The organism is Pseudomonas sp. F9001 (genome assembly GCF_013385435.1).
Classification (GTDB): Bacteria; Pseudomonadota; Gammaproteobacteria; order Pseudomonadales; family Pseudomonadaceae; genus Aquipseudomonas.
The window spans coordinates 215560-235191 of sequence record NZ_JACAPX010000015.1; the positions used below are offsets into that span (position 1 = coordinate 215560).

Below are 19632 nucleotides of genomic sequence, written 5' to 3' on the forward strand. Positions count from 1 at the left end.
ATGGAATTTTTACCGTTTGTCGTGTTCCAAGCTCGGCACAGGTCCAATGCCAATGTCCTCTGCATCACCGAATGCAAAAGTAGGAGCTTCCTTCATGTTCACTTCTCGTCGTCTGCTTGTTGTTGCTACTGCCGTAGCCCTGTTGTCGGGCTGCGCTTCACCTAATCCTTATGACGGCAGCCAGGCACAGGGTGGTGGCTCTTCCGGAGTGAGCAACACCGCCAAGTATGGTGGCCTGGGCGCCCTGGCCGGTGCGTTGGCGGGTGCAGCCATCGACCACAACAACCGCGGCAAGGGTGCGCTGATCGGCGCTGCCGTCGCCGGTATCGGTGGTGCGGGCTACGGCTACTACGCCGACCAGCAGGAAAAGAAACTGCGCGCCAGCATGGCCAACACCGGTGTCGAAGTGCAGCGCCAGGGCGACCAGATCAAGCTGATCATGCCGGGTAACATCACCTTCGCCACCAACTCGGATGCGATCTCCAGCAGCTTCTACACGCCGCTGAACAACCTGGCGAACTCGCTGAAGCAGTTCAACCAGAACACCATCCAGATCGTTGGCTACACCGACAGCACCGGCAGCCGTCAGCTCAACATGGACCTGTCCCAGCGTCGTGCGCAGAGCGTGGCCAATTACCTGACCTCCCAAGGTGTCAGCCCGACCAACCTGAGTGCCCGCGGTGCCGGCCCGGATAACCCGATCGCCAGCAACGCCGATGTCAATGGCCGTGCCCAGAACCGTCGTGTGGAGGTCAACCTGGGCCCGATCCCTGGCCAGCAGTACGGTCAGCCGGCCGCCCAGCAGCAACAGGCGCCGCAGCAGAACAACCAGTTCCAGGGCAACCCGTACCAGCAGTACCAGTAACCTGTAGTCAATAAAAAGGGCGCCGTGCAATCCATGCACGGCGCCCTTTTTTGTGGCTGACGGTAAATCAGTCGATGTATTCGAACAGCTTCACGATCTTCTGTACGCCGGACACACTTTGTACCAGGTTGGCGGCGCGGGTGGCTTCTGCCTGGGTCAGCAGGCCCATCATGTAGACGATGCCGTTGTCGGTGACGATCTTGATCCGAGAGCCGGGAATGGCGCTGTCGGTCAGCATCTGGGTCTTGATCTTGGTGGTCAGCAGGGCGTCGTTGCTGATAGCCAGCAGGGTGATCGGCTCCATCACCTGCAGTTCGTTGTGAACCTTCTTGACCCGCTGCACAGTGGCGGCAGCTTGTTCAGCCTGGGCCTTCAAGTCGGCGCGCGGGGTTTGGCCGGTGAGCAGCACCACGCCGTTGAAGCTGACGACCACGATGCGCGACGCGCCGTTGCCCAGGTCTGGAGCGGCCTTGGACACGTTGACGGAAACCTTGGTCTCGATCAGTGAGTCATCGATTTTGCTGCCGAAAGTGCGGGTGCCTTTATCGTCCTGGATGGGCGTGTCGCGGCTCGCTTCGATTACCGAGCTGCAGCCGCTGATGCCTAGGCACAGCGTGATTGCCAATAGGCTAAGGCGTTTAACGGTCATTCTTCACTCCCGAACAGTTGGCTGTCGATCAGATCGCACAGGCAGTGGATCGCCAGCAGGTGGACTTCCTGGATACGTGCGGTGACATTGGCCGGGACGCGGATTTCCACGTCTTCGGGCAACAGCAGCGAGGCCATGCCGCCGCCGTCGCGTCCGGTCAATGCTACGACAATCATTTCACGATCATGTGCGGCCTGGATCGCTTGAATAATATTCGCCGAGTTACCGCTGGTGGAGATCGCCAGCAGTACGTCCCCCGGCTGGCCAAGGGCGCGGATCTGTTTGGAGAAGATTTCGTTGTAGCTGTAGTCGTTGGCGATCGAGGTGATCGTCGAGGTGTCGGTGGTCAGGGCGATGGCCGGCAGGCTCGGGCGCTCACGCTCGAAGCGGTTGAGCAGCTCGGAGGAGAAATGCTGGGCATCGCCGGCCGAACCGCCGTTGCCGCACGAAAGCATTTTGCCTTCGTTGAGCAAGGCGTTGACCATGACCTGACTGGCTTGCTCGATGTGCGGTGCAAGTACGTCCATCGCCTGTTGCTTGGTATCGATACTGGCCTGGAAAAGCTGGCGAATTCGGGATTGCATGTCCATCTGTGTGACCTTAAGTAGCGCGGCTGTTTGGCACAGGAATGTGCAGCCCGCAAAGCAAAGAGCAAAAGTGTGCGGTGTAGATGTCCGGCGAATCAGCTGTCAAAGGCATCTTGCAGCCAGTTCAGATCGGCTGTTCCCCGGGGAGTGCTTTCTATGGCAACCACATCGAAACGGCAGGGATGATCGGCCCAGCGACGCTCCTTGAGCAGGAAAAACTGCGCGGCGAGTATCAACTTCTGGCGCTTGCGCCCGTCGATACTGGCGAGCGCGCCACCCCATTGTGCGTGTTTTCTGTAGCGGACTTCGACAAATACTACTGTATCGCCGTCAAGCATGACCAGATCAAGCTCGCCGCGTTTGCATAACCAGTTCTGCGCCAGGAGGCGCAGACCTTGTCGTTGCAGGTACTCGAGAGCTTGAAGTTCGGCGTCCTTGCCGCTTTGTGCGCTTGACCGCTCGGGCATCAGCGCGGGGTATCAGGCAGGCGCTGGATCTCGCCACCGACGAACTTCGCCCATGGCATCTGGCGGTCGACACGCTGGCTGGCGCTGACGCCCAGGTTGCCCGACAGGCCGTCGACACGAGTGTCCGGCAGCGCCTTGAGCTGCCCCAGGCGCGGCGCCAGGCGGTAGGCATCCACACCCATCGCGTACAGGCGGCCAAGGCTGCCGTTGGCTTGTGGCCATTGGGCAGCGACCTGGTTGCGCAGCGGGTCGGTGGTGTTCAGCAGCCAAGGGGTTTCGCAGAACATCACGTTGGTCATGTCCAGGTACTGGTTCTTGTCGCCACTGGCGCTGAACACGTGGGACGTCGCATACACCGGCACGTCGCCAGCGTATTGGAAGTTCAGGGTCGGCTTGATCTGCTGGGCCAGTTGCGGAGTCACGGCCAGGAAGATGAACTCGATGTCCTGGCGGCGCGATGGCTGGGCGGAAACATCCGAACCTACCGTGCTTTGCAGGCTCTTGGCGCGGCCTTCGCTCTTGCGCAGCTGGAACAGGTCGGCAATCTGCTGGGCCAGGGCTACCGGCTGGTCAACGTACTCGACGCCCACCACGGTGCCGCCATTGGCTTCCCAATCCTGACGGAATGCCTTGTAGACGCGCTCGCCCCATTCGCCTTTCGGCACCATGGCGGCGGCGCGGTGCAGGCCATCGGCGCGAGCACGACGGGACACTTCACGGGCTTCGTCTTCAGCGGCCAGGCCAAACTGGAACAGTTGCGCCGGGTTCTGGTCGGCTTCGCTGTAGTTCAGGGCCAGGGTGGTGATCGGCAATTGCGGGCGTGCGCTGAGTTGCTTGACCAGCGGTTTCTCCAACGGGCCGACCACCAGTTGCACGCCGGCGGCCTGGGCCTTGGCGTAGAAGTCGTCGATGGAGGTCAGGCGCGAGCTGTCGTAGAACTCGATCACCGGCGGCTTCTGCCCGGCTTGTTCAGCCTGGTAGTGCGCGGCCATGAAGCCTTCGCGCAGCGCCTTGGCAACGCCGGCCAGCGGACCTTCCTGCGGCAGCAGCAGGGCGATCTTGTTCAGCGGCTGGCTGGCCAGTTCCTTGAGCTTGGTCAGCGGCTGCGGCAATTGCGAGGCTGCCGGGTGGCCAGGGTTCTGGGCGCGCCAGGTGTCGATGGCCGCCTGCTGTTGCTCCAGAGTGCCGGCGCCCTTGACTGCCTGGGCCAGGCTGATCCAGCCGTCCAGCGTCGGGTTGCCGCTGGCTTGCAGTTGATCGGCAGGCAAGGCGGCAATCAGTGCCCAGATGGCTTCGTGGTTGCTGTTGTAGGCATCGCCCGTCAGCAGCGGGGCCATGGCAACGCGCTCGCGGGCGGCGGCCAGGGTCTGGCCGTCGGCCTCATAGGCACGGGCATGCACGGTGCCCGTGCGGATCTGCTGTTCAGGCGGCAGTTCCTTGAGGCTTTGCAGGCTCGGGTGATTCAAGGCCGTCAACGCTGCCTTGGGCTGGTTGCGGGCCATCGCCAGTTCCGCCGACAGGGTGCTGGCAAATACCTGCGCCGCCGGTTTCAGGACGTCCAGTGGCACCTGGGCAAGAATCTGCGCCGAGCGTCCCGGATTGTTTTGGTGGAACGCCAGGTCAGCCGCACTCAAGCGCAACAGCGCGGCTTTTTCCGGAGTCTTGGCCGAAGTCGCCTGTTCGAGCAGTTGCTCGATGCTGGCATCCGGAGTCCGGGGGAGGTCGCCAAGGCTGGACGAGGGCGAGCTGGCGCAAGCCGCCAACAGGGCAGCGAGGCAGAGGGCAGAGAACAGCCGCAGGCAAGCGATCATGTAAGTGTTCCTGATACCGATCAAATTAGCGTGGAATTGTACCCAAGCACTGGCCGGGGCGCGATGTTACTGGCGTGAAACCGTCTATTTAGGTCGTGTAAATGTTGCAGGACCCAATAGGCGGCTGAAATCGAACCCGCCCCGAGGGCATATATTCAAGGCGTCTACGCGCTACAATGTGGCTTTTGCCAACCATCGAGGTGTGCGTTTTGACTGCTCCAGGTCCTTTGAATTCCACTGCAGGCTCGCTTTTTGTCGTGGCGACGCCCATTGGCAACCTGGACGACATCAGTGCCCGTGCGCTGAAAGTGTTGCGCGACGTAAAACTGATCGCGGCTGAAGACACTCGGCACTCCCAGCGGTTGATGCAGCATTTCGGTATTCCGACCCCCTTGGCCGCCTGTCACGAACACAACGAACGTGAAGAAGGCAGTCGTTTTATCACTCGTTTGCTGGCGGGTGATGACGTGGCGTTGATCTCGGATGCGGGTACGCCGCTGATTTCCGACCCTGGCTATCATCTGGTTCGCCAGGCGCGGGCGGCTGGTATCAATGTAGTGCCTGTTCCGGGAGCGTGCGCGCTGATTGCTGCATTGTCTGCTGCCGGCTTGCCGTCGGACCGGTTTATCTTCGAAGGCTTCCTGCCTGCCAAGGCCGTCGGGCGCCGGGCGCGCCTGGAACTGGTAAAGGATGAGCCACGCACGCTGATCTTCTACGAAGCCCCGCACCGCATCCTTGAGTGCCTGCAGGATATGGAGCTGGTGTTCGGCGGCGATCGCCTGGCACTGCTGGCGCGGGAAATCACCAAGACCTTCGAAACCCTCAAGGGCTTGCCGCTGCAGGAACTGCGCGAATTTGTCGAGGGCGACAGCAATCAGCAGCGCGGAGAGTGCGTAGTGCTGGTAGCCGGCTGGTCGGCGCCGGAAAGCGAAGATGCCGTGGGCAGCGAGGCAATGCGCATTCTTGACCTGCTGCTCAAGGAAATGCCATTGAAGCGCGCCGCTGCATTGGCCGCGGAAATAACCGGCGTACGCAAGAACGTCCTGTATCAAGTGGCGCTGGATAAACAAAAGGGCGAATAGTTCCGGGTTCCAGCCTGCACTCCGTCTGAACATGATGGCATTAGTGTCTTTTAATACTTGTTCTAACGCCGCCGTGCCGTTAACCTGCGCGGCGGAGAGTCGATTGGACAGTCGCTGCCTTCTATGAAAATTAGAGGGGGGAGGAAAGTCCGGGCTCCATAGGGCGAAGTGCCAGGTAATGCCTGGGAGGCGTGAGCCTACGGAAAGTGCCACAGAAAATAACCGCCTAAGTACTTCGGTACCGGTAAGGGTGAAAAGGTGCGGTAAGAGCGCACCGCACGACTGGCAACAGTTCGTGGCTAGGTAAACCCCACTTGGAGCAAGACCAAATAGGGTCCCAAGGCGTGGCCCGCGCTGGGACCGGGTAGGTTGCTAAAGATGTCCAGTGATGGCCATCGTAGACGAATGACTGTTCAAGACAGAACCCGGCTTACAGATCGACTCTCCACCTTTTTTCCTTCTGTCCGAATCTCGGGCAGGAACCTGGTAGTAACGCGAGAATCCCTCCCTGCTGAATCGTCAGCAGATGCGTCTTCGTAATACCGAAAAAATCTTACTCTTAATAAATTACTTTAACTTTAAGCCTTAGCTCTTTGAGCTATTTGGTGTTGTTGAGTCAAAATCGCCGTCAAACTCTCGTTTCTCCTCCCTTTACCTTCCTAAATCTCCGTTCTGTAAGGCTTTTCCTTGAATCCGCGCCTTGACGGTGTGGTGGGCGCATTCCTATAGTGTGCGCAAGTGGCGGAAAGTGGCACAAAGTGGGTTTTTTGAACGTAAAACGCTAAAATTTGGAGAAACGCATCTGTGTTTCGCGGAGCTAACGCTATCAGTCTCGATGCAAAAGGCCGTCTCGCCATGCCGAGCCGGTATCGTGACGAGCTCATTTCGCGAAGTTCCGGGCAATTAATCATCACCATCGATGCCGTTGATCCCTGTTTATGTGTGTACCCGCTCGATGAGTGGGAGCTGATTGAAACCAAGTTGCGTGCACTGCCTTCACTGCGTGAAGAGAACCGCCGCCTGCAACGCTTGCTGATTGGTAATGCCGTCGACCTCGAACTCGATGGCAGTGGTCGTTTCCTGGTTCCACCGCGTCTGCGCGAATACGCCAAATTGGACAAGCGCGCGATGCTGGTAGGCCAACTGAACAAGTTCCAATTGTGGGACGAAGATGCCTGGGATGCTGTTTCTGCAGCTGACCTGGCTGCTATTCAACAACCGGGCGCCATGCCTGATGAACTGCGTGATTTGATCCTGTGACTATTGATAGCGGCTTTAACCACATCACCGTACTGCTTGACGAAGCCGTTGAGGCTCTCGCCGTACGCGCGGATGGCTGCTATTTGGATGGCACCTTCGGCAGGGGCGGGCACAGTCGGCTGATCCTCAGCCAGCTGGGTCCGGACGGTAAGCTCCTCGGGTTCGACAAAGACCCTCAAGCGATTGCCACCGGGCAAGCGCTAGCGGCCGAAGACGGCCGCTTTGTCGTTGTGCAGCGCAGCTTTGCCGAGCTCGGTGCAGAAGTCGCCGAACGTGGCATGGCGGGCAAGGTGGCCGGGGTTCTGCTGGACCTGGGCGTGTCTTCCCCGCAGCTGGACGACCCTGAGCGCGGCTTCAGTTTCATGAACGACGGCCCGCTGGACATGCGCATGGACCCAAGCCGTGGCATCAGCGCCGCGCAGTTCATCGCTACCGCTCCCCACGAAGAAATCACCCGTGTGTTCAAGGAATACGGCGAGGAGCGCTTCGCTGGCCGCATGGCGCGTGCCGTGGTCGAACGCCGGGAAATCCAGCCGTTCGAGCGCACGGCCGACCTGGCTGAAGTGCTGAAAGTCGCCAACCCTGCATGGGAAAAGGGCAAGAACCCGGCAACCCGTGCGTTCCAGGGCCTGCGTATTCACGTCAACAACGAATTGGGCGACCTGGAAGCCGGCCTCGAAGCCGCCCTGGAAGCCCTGGAAGTGGGCGGTCGCCTGGTGGTGATCAGCTTCCACTCCCTGGAAGACCGCATCGTCAAATTGTTCATGCGTCGCCTGGTCAAGGGCGAGTCCGACAACCTGCCGCGCAACCTGCCGGTGCGTTACGAAGCTTTTGTGCCGAAAATCAAAATCCATGGCAAAGCGCAGTTCGCTTCCGAAGCCGAACTCAAGGCCAACCCACGTGCCCGTAGCGCTGTCATGCGCGTTGCGGAGAAGTTGCGGTGAGCAAGCTTTTCGCCAAGCCCCTCCCGGGCGGCAGCTTCTTTATGTTGCTGCTATTTGTTGGCGTGCTGGTGTCCGCGATTGCGGTGTCCTACAGCGCCCATTACAACCGCCAACTGCTCAATACCCTGTACGGGGAGTTGAGCGTGCGCGACAAGGCGCAGGCGGAGTGGGGCCGGTTGATCCTCGAGCAAAGTACCTGGACGGCCCACAGCCGCATCGAAGTGCTGGCCACTGAACAACTGAAGATGCACATCCCGGGCGCTGCAGAAGTTCGCATGGTGGCGCCATGATGAAACTCGAGGGCGCACTCTACCCGTGGCGTTTCCGCGTAGTGCTGGGGTTGCTGGCACTGATGGTGGGCGCGATTGCCTGGCGGATTATCGACCTGCAAGTGGTGGACCGTGACTTCCTGATCGGCCAGGGCGATGCCCGTAGCCTGCGGCATATCCCGATTCCTGCACACCGCGGCCTGATCACCGACCGTAACGGCGAGCCCCTGGCCGTCAGTACCCCGGTGACCACCCTGTGGGCCAATGCCAAGGAAATGCAGACCGCCAAGGACAAATGGCCGGAACTGGCTGCCGCCCTGGGCCAGGACCCGAAAGCCCTGAGCGAACGCCTCGAAGCCCAGGCCAATAAAGAATTCATCTACCTGGTTCGCGGGCTCACCCCCGAACAAGGCCAGCAAGTACTCGACCTTAAAGTCCCCGGTGTCTATGGCATCGAGGAATTTCGGCGTTTCTACCCGGCCGGCGAAACCACCGCCCATATGGTGGGTTTCACCGACATTGATGATCACGGTCGCGAAGGCGTGGAACTCGCCTACGACGAATGGCTGGCCGGGGTTCCCGGCAAACGACAGGTCATCAAGGATCGGCGCGGCAGACTGATCAAGGATGTCCAGGTCACCAAAAACGCCAAGGCCGGTAAGCCCTTGGCGTTGTCGATTGACCTGCGCCTGCAATACCTGGCCAACCGTGAGCTGCGTAACGCGATCATCGAGAACGGTGCGAAAGCCGGCAGCCTGGTGATCATGGACGTGAAGACCGGCGAGATTCTCGCCATGGTCAACCAGCCGACCTACAACCCCAACAACCGTCGCAACCTGCAACCGGCGATGATGCGCAACCGCGCCATGATCGACGTGTTCGAGCCGGGTTCGACCATGAAAGCCATTTCCATGAGTGCCGCCCTGGAAACCGGGCGCTGGAAACCGGCCGACAAGGTCGAGGTTTACCCGGGCACATTGCAGCTGGGCAAATACACCATTCGTGACGTGTCGCGCACCGAAGGTCCGGTGCTGGATTTGACAGGTATCCTGATCAACTCCAGTAACGTGGGCATGAGTAAAGTCGCCTTCGATATCGGCGGCGAAGCCATCTACCACCTCGCGCAGAAAGTCGGCCTGGGGCAACCCACCGGCCTGGACTTCCCGGGCGAACGTGTGGGCAACCTGCCGAACTACCGTGACTGGAAAAAGGCCGAAACCGCCACGCTTTCCTATGGTTATGGCCTGTCGGTGACAGCCATCCAACTGGCCCACGCCTTCTCGGTGCTGGCCAACAACGGCCGCATGGTGCCGCTGAGCCTGATCCACCTGGACGAGGCGCCGCCTGCGACCCAGGTGATCCCGGAAAACGTCGCGAAGACCATGCAAGGCATGCTGCAACAAGTGATCGAAGCACCGCGTGGCGTGTTCCGTGCCCAGGTGCCGGCGTATCACGTGGCAGGCAAGTCCGGTACCGCGCGTAAAACCGCCGTGGGCACCAAGGGCTACGCCGAAAACTCCTACCGCTCGCTGTTCGCAGGCTTCGGCCCGATGAGCGATCCGCGCTACGCCATCGTCGTGGTGATCGATGAGCCGAGCAAAGCCGGTTACTTCGGTGGCCTGGTATCGGCGCCGGTGTTCAGCAAGGTGATGTCCGGGACGTTGCGCCTGATGAACATCACGCCGGACAACCTGCCGGCTACCCAACAAGCGAACGCCGGCCCGCCGGCCGCTGCTGTAAAAGCCAATGGAGGGCGCGGCTGATGTCTCTGAGCCTGAACAAGATTTTTGCCCACGCCGGCCGCGATCTGCTGATTCGCGAGTTGACCCTGGACAGCCGTAATGTGCGTGCCGGCGACCTGTTCCTGGCAGTGCCGGGTGGCAAGTTCGACGGCCGTGACCATATCGCCGATGCGCTGCAACGCGGCGCTGCGGCAGTAGCCTATGAAGTGGAAGGCGCCACCGTGCTGCCGATCACCGACGTGCCTTTGATTCCGGTCAAGGGCCTGGCTGCGCAACTGTCGGACATCGCCGGGCGCTTTTATGGCGACCCGAGCCGCACCCTGAACCTGGTGGGCGTGACCGGTACCAACGGCAAGACCAGCGTGACCCAACTGGTCGCCCAGGCGCTTGACCTGCTGGGTCAGCATTGCGGCATCATGGGCACCCTGGGCACCGGTTTCTACGGCGCGCTGCAAAGCGGGCTGCACACCACGCCTAACCCGATTGCCGTGCAAGCGACCCTGGCCGACCTGAAAAAGGCCGGTGCCAAGGCGGTTGCCATGGAAGTCTCGTCCCACGGTCTGGACCAGGGGCGCGTGACTGCCCTGGCGTTCGACGTGGCGGTGATGACCAACCTGTCCCGCGATCACCTGGATTACCACGGGACCATGGAGGCCTACGCCGCCACCAAGGCCCGGCTGTTTGCCTGGAATGACCTGAAGTGCCGGGTGGTCAACCTGGACGACGAATTCGGTCGCCAACTGGCCGCCGCCCAAGGCGACGGCCGCCTGATCAGCTACAGCCTGGAAGACTCCAGCGCCTACCTGTATTGCCGTGAAGCCACCTTTGATGACGAAGGCGTGCGCGCCACGCTGGTTACGCCGCAGGGCGAGCACCATTTGCGCAGCACCTTGCTCGGGCGTTTCAACCTGAGCAACGTATTGGCCGCTGTGGGTGCCTTGCTCGGCCTGGATTACGCCCTCGACGAAATCCTGCGGGTGTTGCCGAAGCTCGAAGGCCCGGCCGGTCGCATGCAGCGCCTCGGCGGCGGCACCCAGCCGCTGGTGGTGGTCGATTACGCCCACACGCCGGACGCCCTGGAAAAAATCCTGCAGGCCCTGCGCCCCCACGCCAAGGGTAAATTGCTGTGCCTGTTCGGCTGTGGCGGTGACCGCGATCGCGGCAAGCGCCCGCTGATGGCGGAAATCGTCGAGCGCCTGGCCGACGGTGTGCTCGTCACTGACGACAACCCGCGCAGCGAAGACCCAAGCCAGATTTTCGATGACATTCGTGTCGGCTTTAAAGATGCGTCCAAGGCGACGTTCGTCGCCGGTCGCGGTGCAGCCATCGCCCAATTGATCGCCGGCGCAAGTGCTGACGACGTGGTGGTGCTGGCCGGTAAAGGTCACGAGGACTATCAGGAAATCAACGGCGAACGCCACGCCTTCTCCGATCTGGCCGAGGCTGATCACGCCCTGACCGCGTGGGAGGTGGCCCATGCTTAAGCCGCTTAAATTCAGCGAACTGACCCAGGCCTTGTCGGCCCGCGTGCTGTCGGCTGATTGCAGCTTTGATGGCGTCAGCATCGACAGCCGGACGATCAAGCCCGGGCAACTGTTTGTCGCCTTGGCCGGCCCGAGTTTCGATGGCCATGACTACCTGAATGACGTCGCTGCCAAAGGCGCTGTCGGCGCTCTGGTGCAGCGCGAAGTCGCTGACTCGACGCTGCCACAATTGCTGGTCGCCGACACCCGCCTGGCCCTCGGCCAACTGGGGGCGCTGAACCGTGCCGCCTTCACCAAGCCTGTTGCGGCGATCACCGGTTCCAGCGGCAAGACCACGGTCAAGGAGCTGCTGGCCGGCATCCTGCGCACGCGCGGCCCGGTCCTGGCGACCCGTGGCAACCTGAACAATGACTTCGGCGCTCCGCTGACCCTGCTCGAACTGGCCCCGGAACACACGGCGGCCGTCATTGAGCTGGGTGCTTCGCGCATCGGCGAAATCGCCTACACCGTGGCCATGACCAAGCCTCATGTCGCGGTGATCAGCAACGCCGGTACTGCCCACGTCGGCGAGTTTGGCGGCCCTGAAAAGATCGTCGAAGCCAAGGGCGAAATCATCGAAGGCCTCGACGCATCCGGCACTGCCGTGCTGAACCTCGATGACAAGGCCTTCGAAACCTGGCGTGTACGTGCCGCCGGTCGCAAGGTCCTGAGCTTCGCGGTGCACAACGCCGCTGCCGATTTCCATGCCTCGAATATCAAGGCCGACGCTCGTGGCTGCCCGTCCTTCACCCTGCATACCCCGCAAGGTGACGAGCACGTACAACTGAACCTGCTGGGCAACCACAACGTCGCCAATGCCCTGGCTGCCGCCGCCGCCGCCCACGTGCTGGGCGTGTCGTTGTTTGGCATCGCCACCGGCCTTGGCGCCGTGCAACCGGTCAAGGGCCGCACCGTCGCGCAACTGGCCAGCAACGGCATGCGCGTGATTGATGACACCTACAACGCCAACCAGTCCTCGATCTGTGCCGCCATCGACCTGCTGACCGGTTTCGCCGGTCGCAAGGTGCTGGTGCTGGGGGATATCGCCGAGTTGGGCGAGTGGGCCGAACAGTCTCACCGTGAAGTCGGCGCGTACGCCGCCGGCAAGGTCGATGCCCTGTACGCCGTTGGGCCGAACATGCTGCACGCCGTGGACACCTTCGGGCCGGGCGCCAGGCATTTCGCCAGCCAGGCCGAACTGATCCAGGCACTGAGTGCGGCTGAACAAGACAAACACACCACTATTTTGATCAAGGGATCGCGCAGCGCGGTGATGGAAAACGTCGTCGCGGCCTTGTGTGGCTCAAGTACGGAGAAACATTAATGCTGCTGCTGCTGGCTGAGTATCTGCAACAGTTCCACAAAGGCTTCGCGGTCTTTCAGTACCTGACCCTGCGCGGGATCCTGGGTGTGCTGACCGCGCTGTCGTTGTCGCTGTTCCTCGGGCCATGGATGATCCGTACCCTGCAAAACCTGCAGATTGGCCAGTCGGTACGCAACGACGGCCCGCAGTCGCACCTGTCCAAATCCGGCACCCCGACCATGGGCGGTGCGTTGATCCTGTCGTCCATCGGCATCAGTACGCTGCTGTGGGCTGACCTGCATAACCGTTATGTCTGGACCGTGCTGCTGGTGACCCTGCTGTTCGGCGCCATCGGTTGGGTAGATGACTACCGCAAGGTGATCGAGAAGAATTCCAAGGGGCTGCCAAGCCGCTGGAAGTATTTCTGGCAGTCGGTGTTCGGCCTCGGCGCGGCGATCTTCCTGTTCATGACTGCGCCAAGCGCGGTGGAAACCACCCTGATCATCCCGATGCTCAAGGACGCCAGCATTCCACTGGGCGTCGGCTTCGTGGTGCTGACCTACTTCGTGATCGTCGGCTCCAGCAACGCGGTCAACCTGACGGACGGCCTCGACGGCCTGGCGATCATGCCGACGGTGATGGTGGGCGGTGCCCTCGGCATCTTCTGCTACCTGTCGGGTAACGTGAAATTCGCTGAATACCTGCTGATCCCTTATGTACCGGGCGCGGGCGAACTGATTGTGTTCTGCGGTGCGTTGATCGGTGCGGGCCTGGGCTTCCTGTGGTTCAACACCTACCCCGCACAAGTCTTCATGGGCGACGTCGGCGCACTGGCGCTGGGCGCGGCCCTGGGCACCATCGCGGTGATCGTCCGCCAGGAAATCGTCCTGTTCATCATGGGTGGTGTGTTCGTGATGGAAACCCTGTCGGTGGTGATCCAGGTTGCCTCCTTCAAATTGACCGGGCGCCGCGTATTCCGCATGGCGCCGATTCACCACCACTTTGAACTCAAGGGCTGGCCTGAGCCGCGGGTGATTGTCCGTTTCTGGATTATCACCGTGATTCTGGTTCTGTTCGGCCTTGCCACCCTGAAACTGAGGTAGAAACGAGTGTCCCTGATCGCTTCAGACCACTTCCGCATCGTTGTCGGCCTCGGCAAGAGCGGCATGTCCCTGGTTCGCTTCCTGGCGAACCGGGGCACGTCGTTTGCCGTGGCCGATACGCGGGAAAATCCACCGGAGCTGGTCACGCTGCGCCGTGACTACCCGCACGTGGAAGTGCGTTGTGGCGAGCTGGATGTCGAGTTTCTGTGCCGTGCCGATGAGCTCTACGTGAGCCCCGGCCTGGCCCTGGCGACCCCGGCCCTGCAAGCGGCGGCGACCCGTGGCGTGAAGTTGTCCGGCGATATCGAGCTGTTCGCGCGTAACGCGAAGGCGCCGATCGTGGCCATCAGCGGTTCCAATGCCAAAAGCACCGTGACCACCCTGGTGGGCGAGATGGCGGCTGCGGCCGGCAAGCGCGTGGCCGTGGGCGGCAACCTCGGCACGCCGGCGCTGGACCTGCTCAACGACGACGTCGAGCTGTACGTGATGGAGCTGTCGAGCTTCCAGCTGGAAACCACTGACCAGCTCAACGCCGAAGTGGCCACCGTGCTCAACGTCAGCGAAGACCACATGGACCGCTACAGCGGCCTGCCGGCCTATCACCTGGCCAAGCACCGGATCTTCCGTGGCGCGCGGCAAGTGGTGGTGAACCGTCAGGATGCCCTGAGCCGTCCGCTGATCGGCGAAGGTCTGCCGTGCTGGACCTTCGGCCTGAACAAGCCTGACTTCAAGGCCTTCGGCCTTCGGGAAGAGAACGGCGAGAAATACCTGGCCTTCGAATTCCAGAACCTGATGCCGGTGCGCGAACTGAAAATCCGTGGTGCCCACAACCAGGCCAACGCCCTGGCGGCGCTGGCGCTCGGTCACGCAGTTGGCTTGCCGTTCGACGCCATGCTCTCGGCCCTGCGCAGCTTTGCCGGCCTTGAGCATCGCTGCCAGTGGGTTCGCGAGCTGGATGGCGTTGGCTATTACAACGATTCCAAGGCCACCAACGTCGGTGCGGCACTCGCTGCCATCGAAGGTTTGGGTGCCGACATTCAGGGCAAGGTCGTGCTGATCGCCGGTGGCGACGGCAAGGGTGCCGACTTCAAGGACCTTAAAGGCCCGGTCGCCGCCAACTGCCGCGCCGTGGTGCTGATGGGCCGTGATTCCGGCCGGATCGCCGATGCCCTGGGCGACGCCGTACCGCAGGTGCGTGCGCAGTCCCTGGACGATGCCATCGCCCAATCCAAAGCCTTGGCTCAGCCGGGCGACGTGGTGCTGCTGTCGCCTGCCTGCGCCAGTTTCGACATGTTCAAGAACTACGAAGAGCGCGGCCAGCTGTTCGCCCGCGCCGTGGAGGCCTTGGCATGAGTATCAATTTGCGCAACATCATCAAGCCGTACCCGTCGCCGATCATCACCGGGCGCGGTATCGACCTGGACTTCCCGATGCTTGCCGGTTGCCTCGCGCTGCTGGGCCTGGGTCTGGTGATGATCACCTCGGCGTCCTCGGAAGTGGCCGCCGTGCAGTCGGGCAACACCCTGTACATGATGATCCGTCACCTGGTGTACCTGGTGATTGGCCTTGGCGCATGCATCGTCACCATGATGATCCCGATCGCCACCTGGCAGCGCCTGGGTTGGCTGATGCTGGTGGGCGCCTTCGGCCTGTTGGTGATGGTGATCCTGCCCGGCATCGGGCGTGAGGTGAACGGTTCGATGCGCTGGATCGGCTTCGGTGCGTTCAACGTGCAGCCCTCGGAAATCGCCAAGGTGTTCGTGGTGATCTACCTCGCCGGCTACCTGGTGCGGCGCCAGAAAGAAGTACGCGAAAGCTGGATGGGCTTCTTCAAGCCGTTCATCGTGCTGCTGCCCATGGCCGGCCTGTTGCTGATGGAGCCGGACTTCGGTGCCACCGTTGTAATGATGGGCGCGGCGGCGGCGATGCTGTTCCTCGGCGGCGTCGGCCTGTTCCGCTTCACCTTGATGGTGGTGCTGGCGGTGGCCGCCGTGACCATTCTGGTGCAGGCGCAACCCTACCGGATGGCCCGTCTGATTACCTTTACCGACCCGTGGTCCGATCAGTTCGGTTCCGGCTACCAGTTGACCCAGGCGTTGATCGCCTTTGGTCGCGGCGAGTGGCTGGGCGTGGGCCTGGGCAATAGCGTGCAGAAGCAGTTCTACCTGCCGGAAGCCCACACCGACTTCGTGTTCTCGGTACTCGCCGAAGAGCTGGGTGTGGTCGGTTCGCTGTGCACCGTCGCGCTGTTCGTGTTCGTGTGTGTTCGCGGCATGTACATCGGCTTGTGGGCCGAAAAGGCCAAGCAATATTTCGCCGCCTACGTGGCGTACGGCTTGTCGTTCCTGTGGATCGGCCAGTTCCTGATCAACATCGGGGTGAACGTCGGCCTGCTGCCGACCAAGGGCCTGACCTTGCCGTTCCTCAGCTACGGCGGCAGCTCGTTGGTGATTTGCTGCGCCTGTCTCGGGTTGTTGCTGCGTATCGAGTGGGAGAGTCGGACCCACCTGGGCAGCGAAGAGATGGAGTTCAGCGAAAGCGACTTCGCCGAGGAGCCGAACCATGGGCGCTAACGTGCTGATCATGGCAGGCGGCACCGGTGGCCACGTGTTCCCGGCGCTGGCCTGTGCCCGTGAGTTCCAGAACCGTGGCTACAGCGTGCATTGGCTCGGTACACCGCGCGGCATCGAAAACGATCTGGTACCGAATGCCGGCTTGCCGCTGCATTTGATCAACGTCACCGGCTTGCGTGGCAAGGGCAAATTGTCCCTGCTGAAGGCGCCGTTCGTGTTGCTCAAGGCCGTGTGGCAGGCGCGCAAGGTGATCCGCGAAGTGAAGCCGGTATGCGTGCTGGGCTTTGGTGGCTACGTGACCGGCCCGGGCGGTGTTGCGGCAAGACTCGCCGGCGTGCCAGTGATCGTCCACGAGCAGAATGCCGTGGCCGGCACTGCCAATCGCCTGCTGGTGCCCTTGGCTGCTCGGGTATGCGAGGCGTTTCCGAAGACCTTTGGTGCCGCGGACAAGCTGCGTACCACCGGCAACCCGGTGCGTACCGAACTGTTCATGGACATCGCCCGCCAGCCATTGGCCGGTCGCAAGGCGCACCTGTTGATCCTGGGCGGAAGCCTGGGCGCCGAACCGTTGAACAAATTGCTGCCTGAAGCGGTGTCGCAACTCCCCGTCGAGCTGCGCCCGGAGATCTTCCATCAGGCCGGCAAGAACCACGATGAAGTGACCGCCACGCGTTATCGCGATGCGGGTGTGGAGGCGAATGTGCAGCCCTTCATCAAAGACATGGCCCAAGCCTATGGCTGGGCCGACCTGGTGGTCTGTCGCGCAGGTGCGTTGACCGTCAGTGAACTGGCCGCCGCCGGTCTGCCGTCCTTGCTGGTGCCTTTGCCCCACGCGATCGACGATCACCAGACCCGCAACGCCGAATATTTGGCCGGGGAGGGCGCTGCCTTCCTGCTGCCGCAAAGAACGACTGGCGCCGCCGATTTGGCCGCACGCCTGACCGAGGTTTTGATGCAACCGGAACGACTGAACAGCATGGCGAGCACCGCAAGCCGCCTGGCCAAACCTGACGCAACCCGCACCGTGGTCGATATCTGCCTGGAGGTGGCCCATGGTTGAGAATCAGAAAGCCATGCCGCAACCGGAAATGCGCCGCATCCGTCGCATCCACTTCGTCGGTATCGGCGGCGTGGGCATGTGCGGGATCGCCGAAGTGTTGCTGAACCTGGGTTATCAGGTGTCCGGCTCCGACCTGAAAATGTCGCCGGTCACCGAGCGCCTGGAATCGTTTGGCGCAAAAATCTTTATCGGCCACCGCGCAGAGAACGCCGCCGAAGCCGATGTGCTGGTGGTCTCCAGTGCCGTGAACACCTCCAACCCGGAAGTGGCCACCGCCCTTGAACGCCGCATTCCCGTAGTGCCGCGTGCCGAAATGCTGGCTGAGCTGATGCGCTACCGCCACGGCATCGCCGTCGCCGGTACCCACGGCAAGACCACCACCACCAGCCTGATCGCCTCGGTGTTCGCCGCCGGTGGCCTGGACCCGACGTTCGTCATCGGTGGCCGCCTGAATGCAGCGGGCACCAATGCACAACTGGGGACCAGCCGTTACCTGATCGCCGAAGCCGATGAAAGCGACGCCAGCTTCCTGCACCTGCAACCGCTGGTGGCCGTGGTGACCAACATCGACGCCGACCACATGGCGACCTACGACGGTGACTTCAACAAACTGAAGAAAACCTTCGTCGAGTTCCTGCACAACCTGCCGTTCTACGGTCTGGCCGTGGTGTGCCTGGACGATCCGGTGGTGCGCGAAATCCTGCCGCTGGTGAAGCGTCCGACCGTGACCTACGGCTTCAGCGAAGACTGCGACGTGCGCGCGATCAATGTGCGCCAGCAAGGCATGCAGACTTTCTTCACCGTGCTGCGTCCTGACCGCGAGCCGCTGGATGTCTCGGTGAACATGCCGGGCAACCACAACGTACTCAACTCCCTGGCGACCATCTGCATCGCCTCCGACGAAGGCGTCAGCGATGAAGCCATCGTCGAAGGCCTGTCGGGTTTTGCCGGTGTGGGTCGTCGCTTCCAGGTCTACGGCGAACTGCCGGTGGACGGCGGCAACGTGATGCTGGTGGACGACTACGGTCACCACCCGACCGAAGTCGCAGCGGTGATCAAGGCCGTGCGCGGTGGTTGGCCGGAACGCCGCCTGGTGATGGTGTACCAGCCGCACCGCTACAGCCGTACCCGCGACCTGTACGACGATTTCGTCAATGTACTGGCGGATGCCAACGTGTTGCTGCTGATGGAAGTCTACCCGGCCGGTGAAGAGCCGATCCCGGGTGCCGACAGCCGCAAGCTGTGCAACAGCATCCGTCAACGCGGCCAGTTGGACCCGATCTACATCGAGCGTGGTGTGGACCTGGCGCCGATCGTCAAGCCGCTGCTGCGTGCCGGCGACATCCTGCTGTGCCAGGGTGCCGGTGACATCGGTGGCCTCGCCCCTAAATTGCTGGCAAGCCCGCTGTTTGCCGCCGCACAGGGGAAGTCGAAATGACCACTGACTACGGCTCCCTGTTCTCGACCATTCAACCTGCCGACTTCGGCCGGGTTGCGGTGCTGTTCGGTGGCAAGAGCGCTGAGCGTGAAGTGTCGCTGAAGTCCGGCAATGCCGTGCTGGAAGCGCTGCAAAGTGCCGGTGTGAATGCGTTCGGCATCGACGTGGGTGATGACTTCCTGTCGCGCCTGCAGGCCGAGAAGATCGACCGCGCCTTCATCATTCTTCACGGCCGTGGCGGTGAAGACGGCAGCATGCAGGGCCTGCTGGAGTGCCTGGGCATTCCGTATACCGGCAGCGGCATCCTCGCTTCGGCCCTGGCCATGGACAAGTTGCGGACCAAGCAGGTGTGGCACAGCCTGGGTATTCCGACCCCGCGTCACAGCGTGCTGTGCAGCGAAGACGATTGTATTTCTGCAGCCAAGGAACTGGGCCTGCCTTTGATCGTCAAACCAGCCCATGAAGGCTCCAGTATCGGCATGGCTAAAGTGAACTCAGCCGCCGAATTGATTGACGCATGGAAAGCGGCCAGTACCTACGATTCGCAAGTGTTGGTGGAACAGTGGATTCAAGGTCCCGAGTTCACCATCGCTACTCTGCGTGGCCAGGTATTGCCGCCCATCGCATTGGGCACGCCCCACACCTTTTACGACTACGACGCCAAGTATGTGGCCTCCGATACCCAGTACCGGATCCCGTGCGGCCTCGACGCAGCCAAGGAACAGGAATTGATGGACCTCACGGCGAAAGCCTGTGAGGCGCTGGGTATCGCCGGTTGGGCGCGGGCAGACGTGATGCAGGATGACCAGGGGAACTTCTGGTTCCTGGAAGTCAACACTGCACCCGGGATGACCGACCACAGCCTGGTACCCATGGCCGCTCGTGCCGCCGGCCTGGATTTCCAGCAGTTGGTGCTGGCGATCCTGGCAGCAAGCATAGAGCCACGAGGCTAAGAC

The 19632-nt window shown here is 61.8% G+C and carries 18 protein-coding genes and 1 other RNA gene; 15 read left to right on the top strand and 4 right to left on the bottom strand.

Annotated features, from left to right (window positions below; genetic code table 11):
* Positions 1–94: 94 nt before the first annotated feature.
* On the top strand, positions 95–865 hold the full coding sequence (locus tag HX818_RS17600) for an OmpA family protein (RefSeq protein WP_032899265.1): 771 nt from the start codon (positions 95–97) through the stop codon (positions 863–865).
* 67 nt (positions 866–932) lie between these two features.
* Here HX818_RS17600 and HX818_RS17605 read toward each other — a convergent pair whose 3' ends face one another.
* From HX818_RS17605 to HX818_RS17620, 4 genes are all read right to left on the bottom strand, one after another.
* A complete protein-coding gene (locus HX818_RS17605) occupies positions 933–1514 on the bottom strand; it encodes a BON domain-containing protein (RefSeq protein WP_087692852.1) in 582 nt (193 codons plus the stop codon).
* Positions 1511–2104: a phosphoheptose isomerase gene (locus HX818_RS17610; RefSeq protein ID WP_003216190.1), complete on the bottom strand. Its 594-nt coding sequence runs from the start codon at positions 2102–2104 to the stop codon at positions 1511–1513. Before HX818_RS17610 ends, HX818_RS17605 begins: the two co-directional genes overlap by 4 nt.
* Positions 2105–2196: 92 nt before the next feature.
* Positions 2197–2568 (bottom strand): YraN family protein, encoded by a 372-nt coding sequence (locus HX818_RS17615; RefSeq protein ID WP_003216193.1) that lies wholly within the window; start codon positions 2566–2568, stop codon positions 2197–2199.
* Positions 2568–4379 carry a penicillin-binding protein activator gene (locus tag HX818_RS17620; RefSeq protein WP_008434234.1) on the bottom strand — a complete coding sequence of 604 codons (1812 nt, stop codon included), beginning with the start codon at positions 4377–4379 and terminating at the stop codon, positions 2568–2570. The genes HX818_RS17615 and HX818_RS17620 overlap by 1 nt, the downstream gene beginning before the upstream one ends.
* A gap of 176 nt (positions 4380–4555) precedes the next feature.
* Between HX818_RS17620 and rsmI the strand changes: the two genes are divergently transcribed.
* From rsmI to HX818_RS17690, 14 genes are all read left to right on the top strand, one after another.
* Positions 4556–5461, top strand: a complete 906-nt coding sequence (rsmI, locus tag HX818_RS17625; RefSeq protein ID WP_177020462.1) for a 16S rRNA (cytidine(1402)-2'-O)-methyltransferase — start codon at positions 4556–4558, stop codon at positions 5459–5461.
* 95 nt (positions 5462–5556) lie between these two features.
* An RNA gene (gene rnpB / locus HX818_RS17630) (RNase P RNA component class A) lies at positions 5557–5910 on the top strand.
* 355 nt (positions 5911–6265) lie between these two features.
* The gene (gene mraZ / locus HX818_RS17635) at positions 6266–6721 is read left to right on the top strand and encodes a division/cell wall cluster transcriptional repressor MraZ (protein WP_003171868.1); all 456 of its coding nucleotides are present in this window, start codon (positions 6266–6268) and stop codon (positions 6719–6721) included.
* Positions 6718–7665, top strand: a complete 948-nt coding sequence (rsmH, locus tag HX818_RS17640) for a 16S rRNA (cytosine(1402)-N(4))-methyltransferase RsmH (RefSeq protein WP_003216201.1) — start codon at positions 6718–6720, stop codon at positions 7663–7665. The genes mraZ and rsmH overlap by 4 nt, the downstream gene beginning before the upstream one ends.
* Positions 7662–7955, top strand: a complete 294-nt coding sequence (gene ftsL / locus HX818_RS17645) for a cell division protein FtsL (RefSeq protein WP_003216203.1) — start codon at positions 7662–7664, stop codon at positions 7953–7955. Before rsmH ends, ftsL begins: the two co-directional genes overlap by 4 nt.
* Positions 7955–9697, top strand: a complete 1743-nt coding sequence (locus HX818_RS17650; RefSeq protein ID WP_166742205.1) for a penicillin-binding protein 2 — start codon at positions 7955–7957, stop codon at positions 9695–9697. The genes ftsL and HX818_RS17650 overlap by 1 nt, the downstream gene beginning before the upstream one ends.
* Complete coding sequence (locus HX818_RS17655; RefSeq protein WP_177020463.1) at positions 9697–11160, top strand: UDP-N-acetylmuramoyl-L-alanyl-D-glutamate--2,6-diaminopimelate ligase; 1464 nt, start codon at positions 9697–9699, stop codon at positions 11158–11160. The genes HX818_RS17650 and HX818_RS17655 overlap by 1 nt, the downstream gene beginning before the upstream one ends.
* Positions 11153–12523, top strand: coding sequence for a UDP-N-acetylmuramoyl-tripeptide--D-alanyl-D-alanine ligase (gene murF, locus HX818_RS17660; protein ID WP_177020464.1), 1371 nt, complete (start codon positions 11153–11155; stop codon positions 12521–12523). The genes HX818_RS17655 and murF overlap by 8 nt, the downstream gene beginning before the upstream one ends.
* Positions 12523–13605, top strand: a complete 1083-nt coding sequence (gene mraY / locus HX818_RS17665) for a phospho-N-acetylmuramoyl-pentapeptide-transferase (RefSeq protein WP_008434230.1) — start codon at positions 12523–12525, stop codon at positions 13603–13605. The genes murF and mraY overlap by 1 nt, the downstream gene beginning before the upstream one ends.
* A gap of 6 nt (positions 13606–13611) precedes the next feature.
* On the top strand, positions 13612–14958 hold the full coding sequence (murD, locus tag HX818_RS17670) for a UDP-N-acetylmuramoyl-L-alanine--D-glutamate ligase (RefSeq protein ID WP_177020465.1): 1347 nt from the start codon (positions 13612–13614) through the stop codon (positions 14956–14958).
* Positions 14955–16178: a putative lipid II flippase FtsW gene (gene ftsW, locus HX818_RS17675; RefSeq protein WP_010170479.1), complete on the top strand. Its 1224-nt coding sequence runs from the start codon at positions 14955–14957 to the stop codon at positions 16176–16178. The genes murD and ftsW overlap by 4 nt, the downstream gene beginning before the upstream one ends.
* Positions 16168–17238: an undecaprenyldiphospho-muramoylpentapeptide beta-N-acetylglucosaminyltransferase gene (gene murG / locus HX818_RS17680; protein WP_134327307.1), complete on the top strand. Its 1071-nt coding sequence runs from the start codon at positions 16168–16170 to the stop codon at positions 17236–17238. Before ftsW ends, murG begins: the two co-directional genes overlap by 11 nt.
* Positions 17231–18676: a UDP-N-acetylmuramate--L-alanine ligase gene (gene murC, locus HX818_RS17685; RefSeq protein ID WP_003216219.1), complete on the top strand. Its 1446-nt coding sequence runs from the start codon at positions 17231–17233 to the stop codon at positions 18674–18676. Before murG ends, murC begins: the two co-directional genes overlap by 8 nt.
* On the top strand, positions 18673–19629 hold the full coding sequence (locus tag HX818_RS17690) for a D-alanine--D-alanine ligase (protein WP_003216220.1): 957 nt from the start codon (positions 18673–18675) through the stop codon (positions 19627–19629). Before murC ends, HX818_RS17690 begins: the two co-directional genes overlap by 4 nt.
* Positions 19630–19632: the final 3 nt, after the last annotated feature.

Excerpts from the sequence above, each read along its gene's own strand:
- HX818_RS17600 (WP_032899265.1), top strand. The coding sequence starts at position 95 with ATGTTCACTTCTCGTCGTCTGCTTGTTGTTGCTACTGCCGTAGCCCTG.
- HX818_RS17605 (WP_087692852.1), bottom strand. The coding sequence starts at position 1,514 with ATGACCGTTAAACGCCTTAGCCTATTGGCAATCACGCTGTGCCTAGGC.
- HX818_RS17610 (WP_003216190.1), bottom strand. The coding sequence starts at position 2,104 with ATGGACATGCAATCCCGAATTCGCCAGCTTTTCCAGGCCAGTATCGAT.
- HX818_RS17615 (WP_003216193.1), bottom strand. The coding sequence starts at position 2,568 with ATGCCCGAGCGGTCAAGCGCACAAAGCGGCAAGGACGCCGAACTTCAA.
- HX818_RS17620 (WP_008434234.1), bottom strand. The coding sequence starts at position 4,379 with ATGATCGCTTGCCTGCGGCTGTTCTCTGCCCTCTGCCTCGCTGCCCTG.
- rsmI (WP_177020462.1), top strand. The coding sequence starts at position 4,556 with ATGTGGCTTTTGCCAACCATCGAGGTGTGCGTTTTGACTGCTCCAGGT.
- HX818_RS17650 (WP_166742205.1), top strand. The coding sequence starts at position 7,955 with ATGAAACTCGAGGGCGCACTCTACCCGTGGCGTTTCCGCGTAGTGCTG.
- HX818_RS17655 (WP_177020463.1), top strand. The coding sequence starts at position 9,697 with ATGTCTCTGAGCCTGAACAAGATTTTTGCCCACGCCGGCCGCGATCTG.
- murF (WP_177020464.1), top strand. The coding sequence starts at position 11,153 with ATGCTTAAGCCGCTTAAATTCAGCGAACTGACCCAGGCCTTGTCGGCC.
- mraY (WP_008434230.1), top strand. The coding sequence starts at position 12,523 with ATGCTGCTGCTGCTGGCTGAGTATCTGCAACAGTTCCACAAAGGCTTC.
- ftsW (WP_010170479.1), top strand. The coding sequence starts at position 14,955 with ATGAGTATCAATTTGCGCAACATCATCAAGCCGTACCCGTCGCCGATC.
- murG (WP_134327307.1), top strand. The coding sequence starts at position 16,168 with ATGGGCGCTAACGTGCTGATCATGGCAGGCGGCACCGGTGGCCACGTG.
- murC (WP_003216219.1), top strand. The coding sequence starts at position 17,231 with ATGGTTGAGAATCAGAAAGCCATGCCGCAACCGGAAATGCGCCGCATC.
- HX818_RS17690 (WP_003216220.1), top strand. The coding sequence starts at position 18,673 with ATGACCACTGACTACGGCTCCCTGTTCTCGACCATTCAACCTGCCGAC.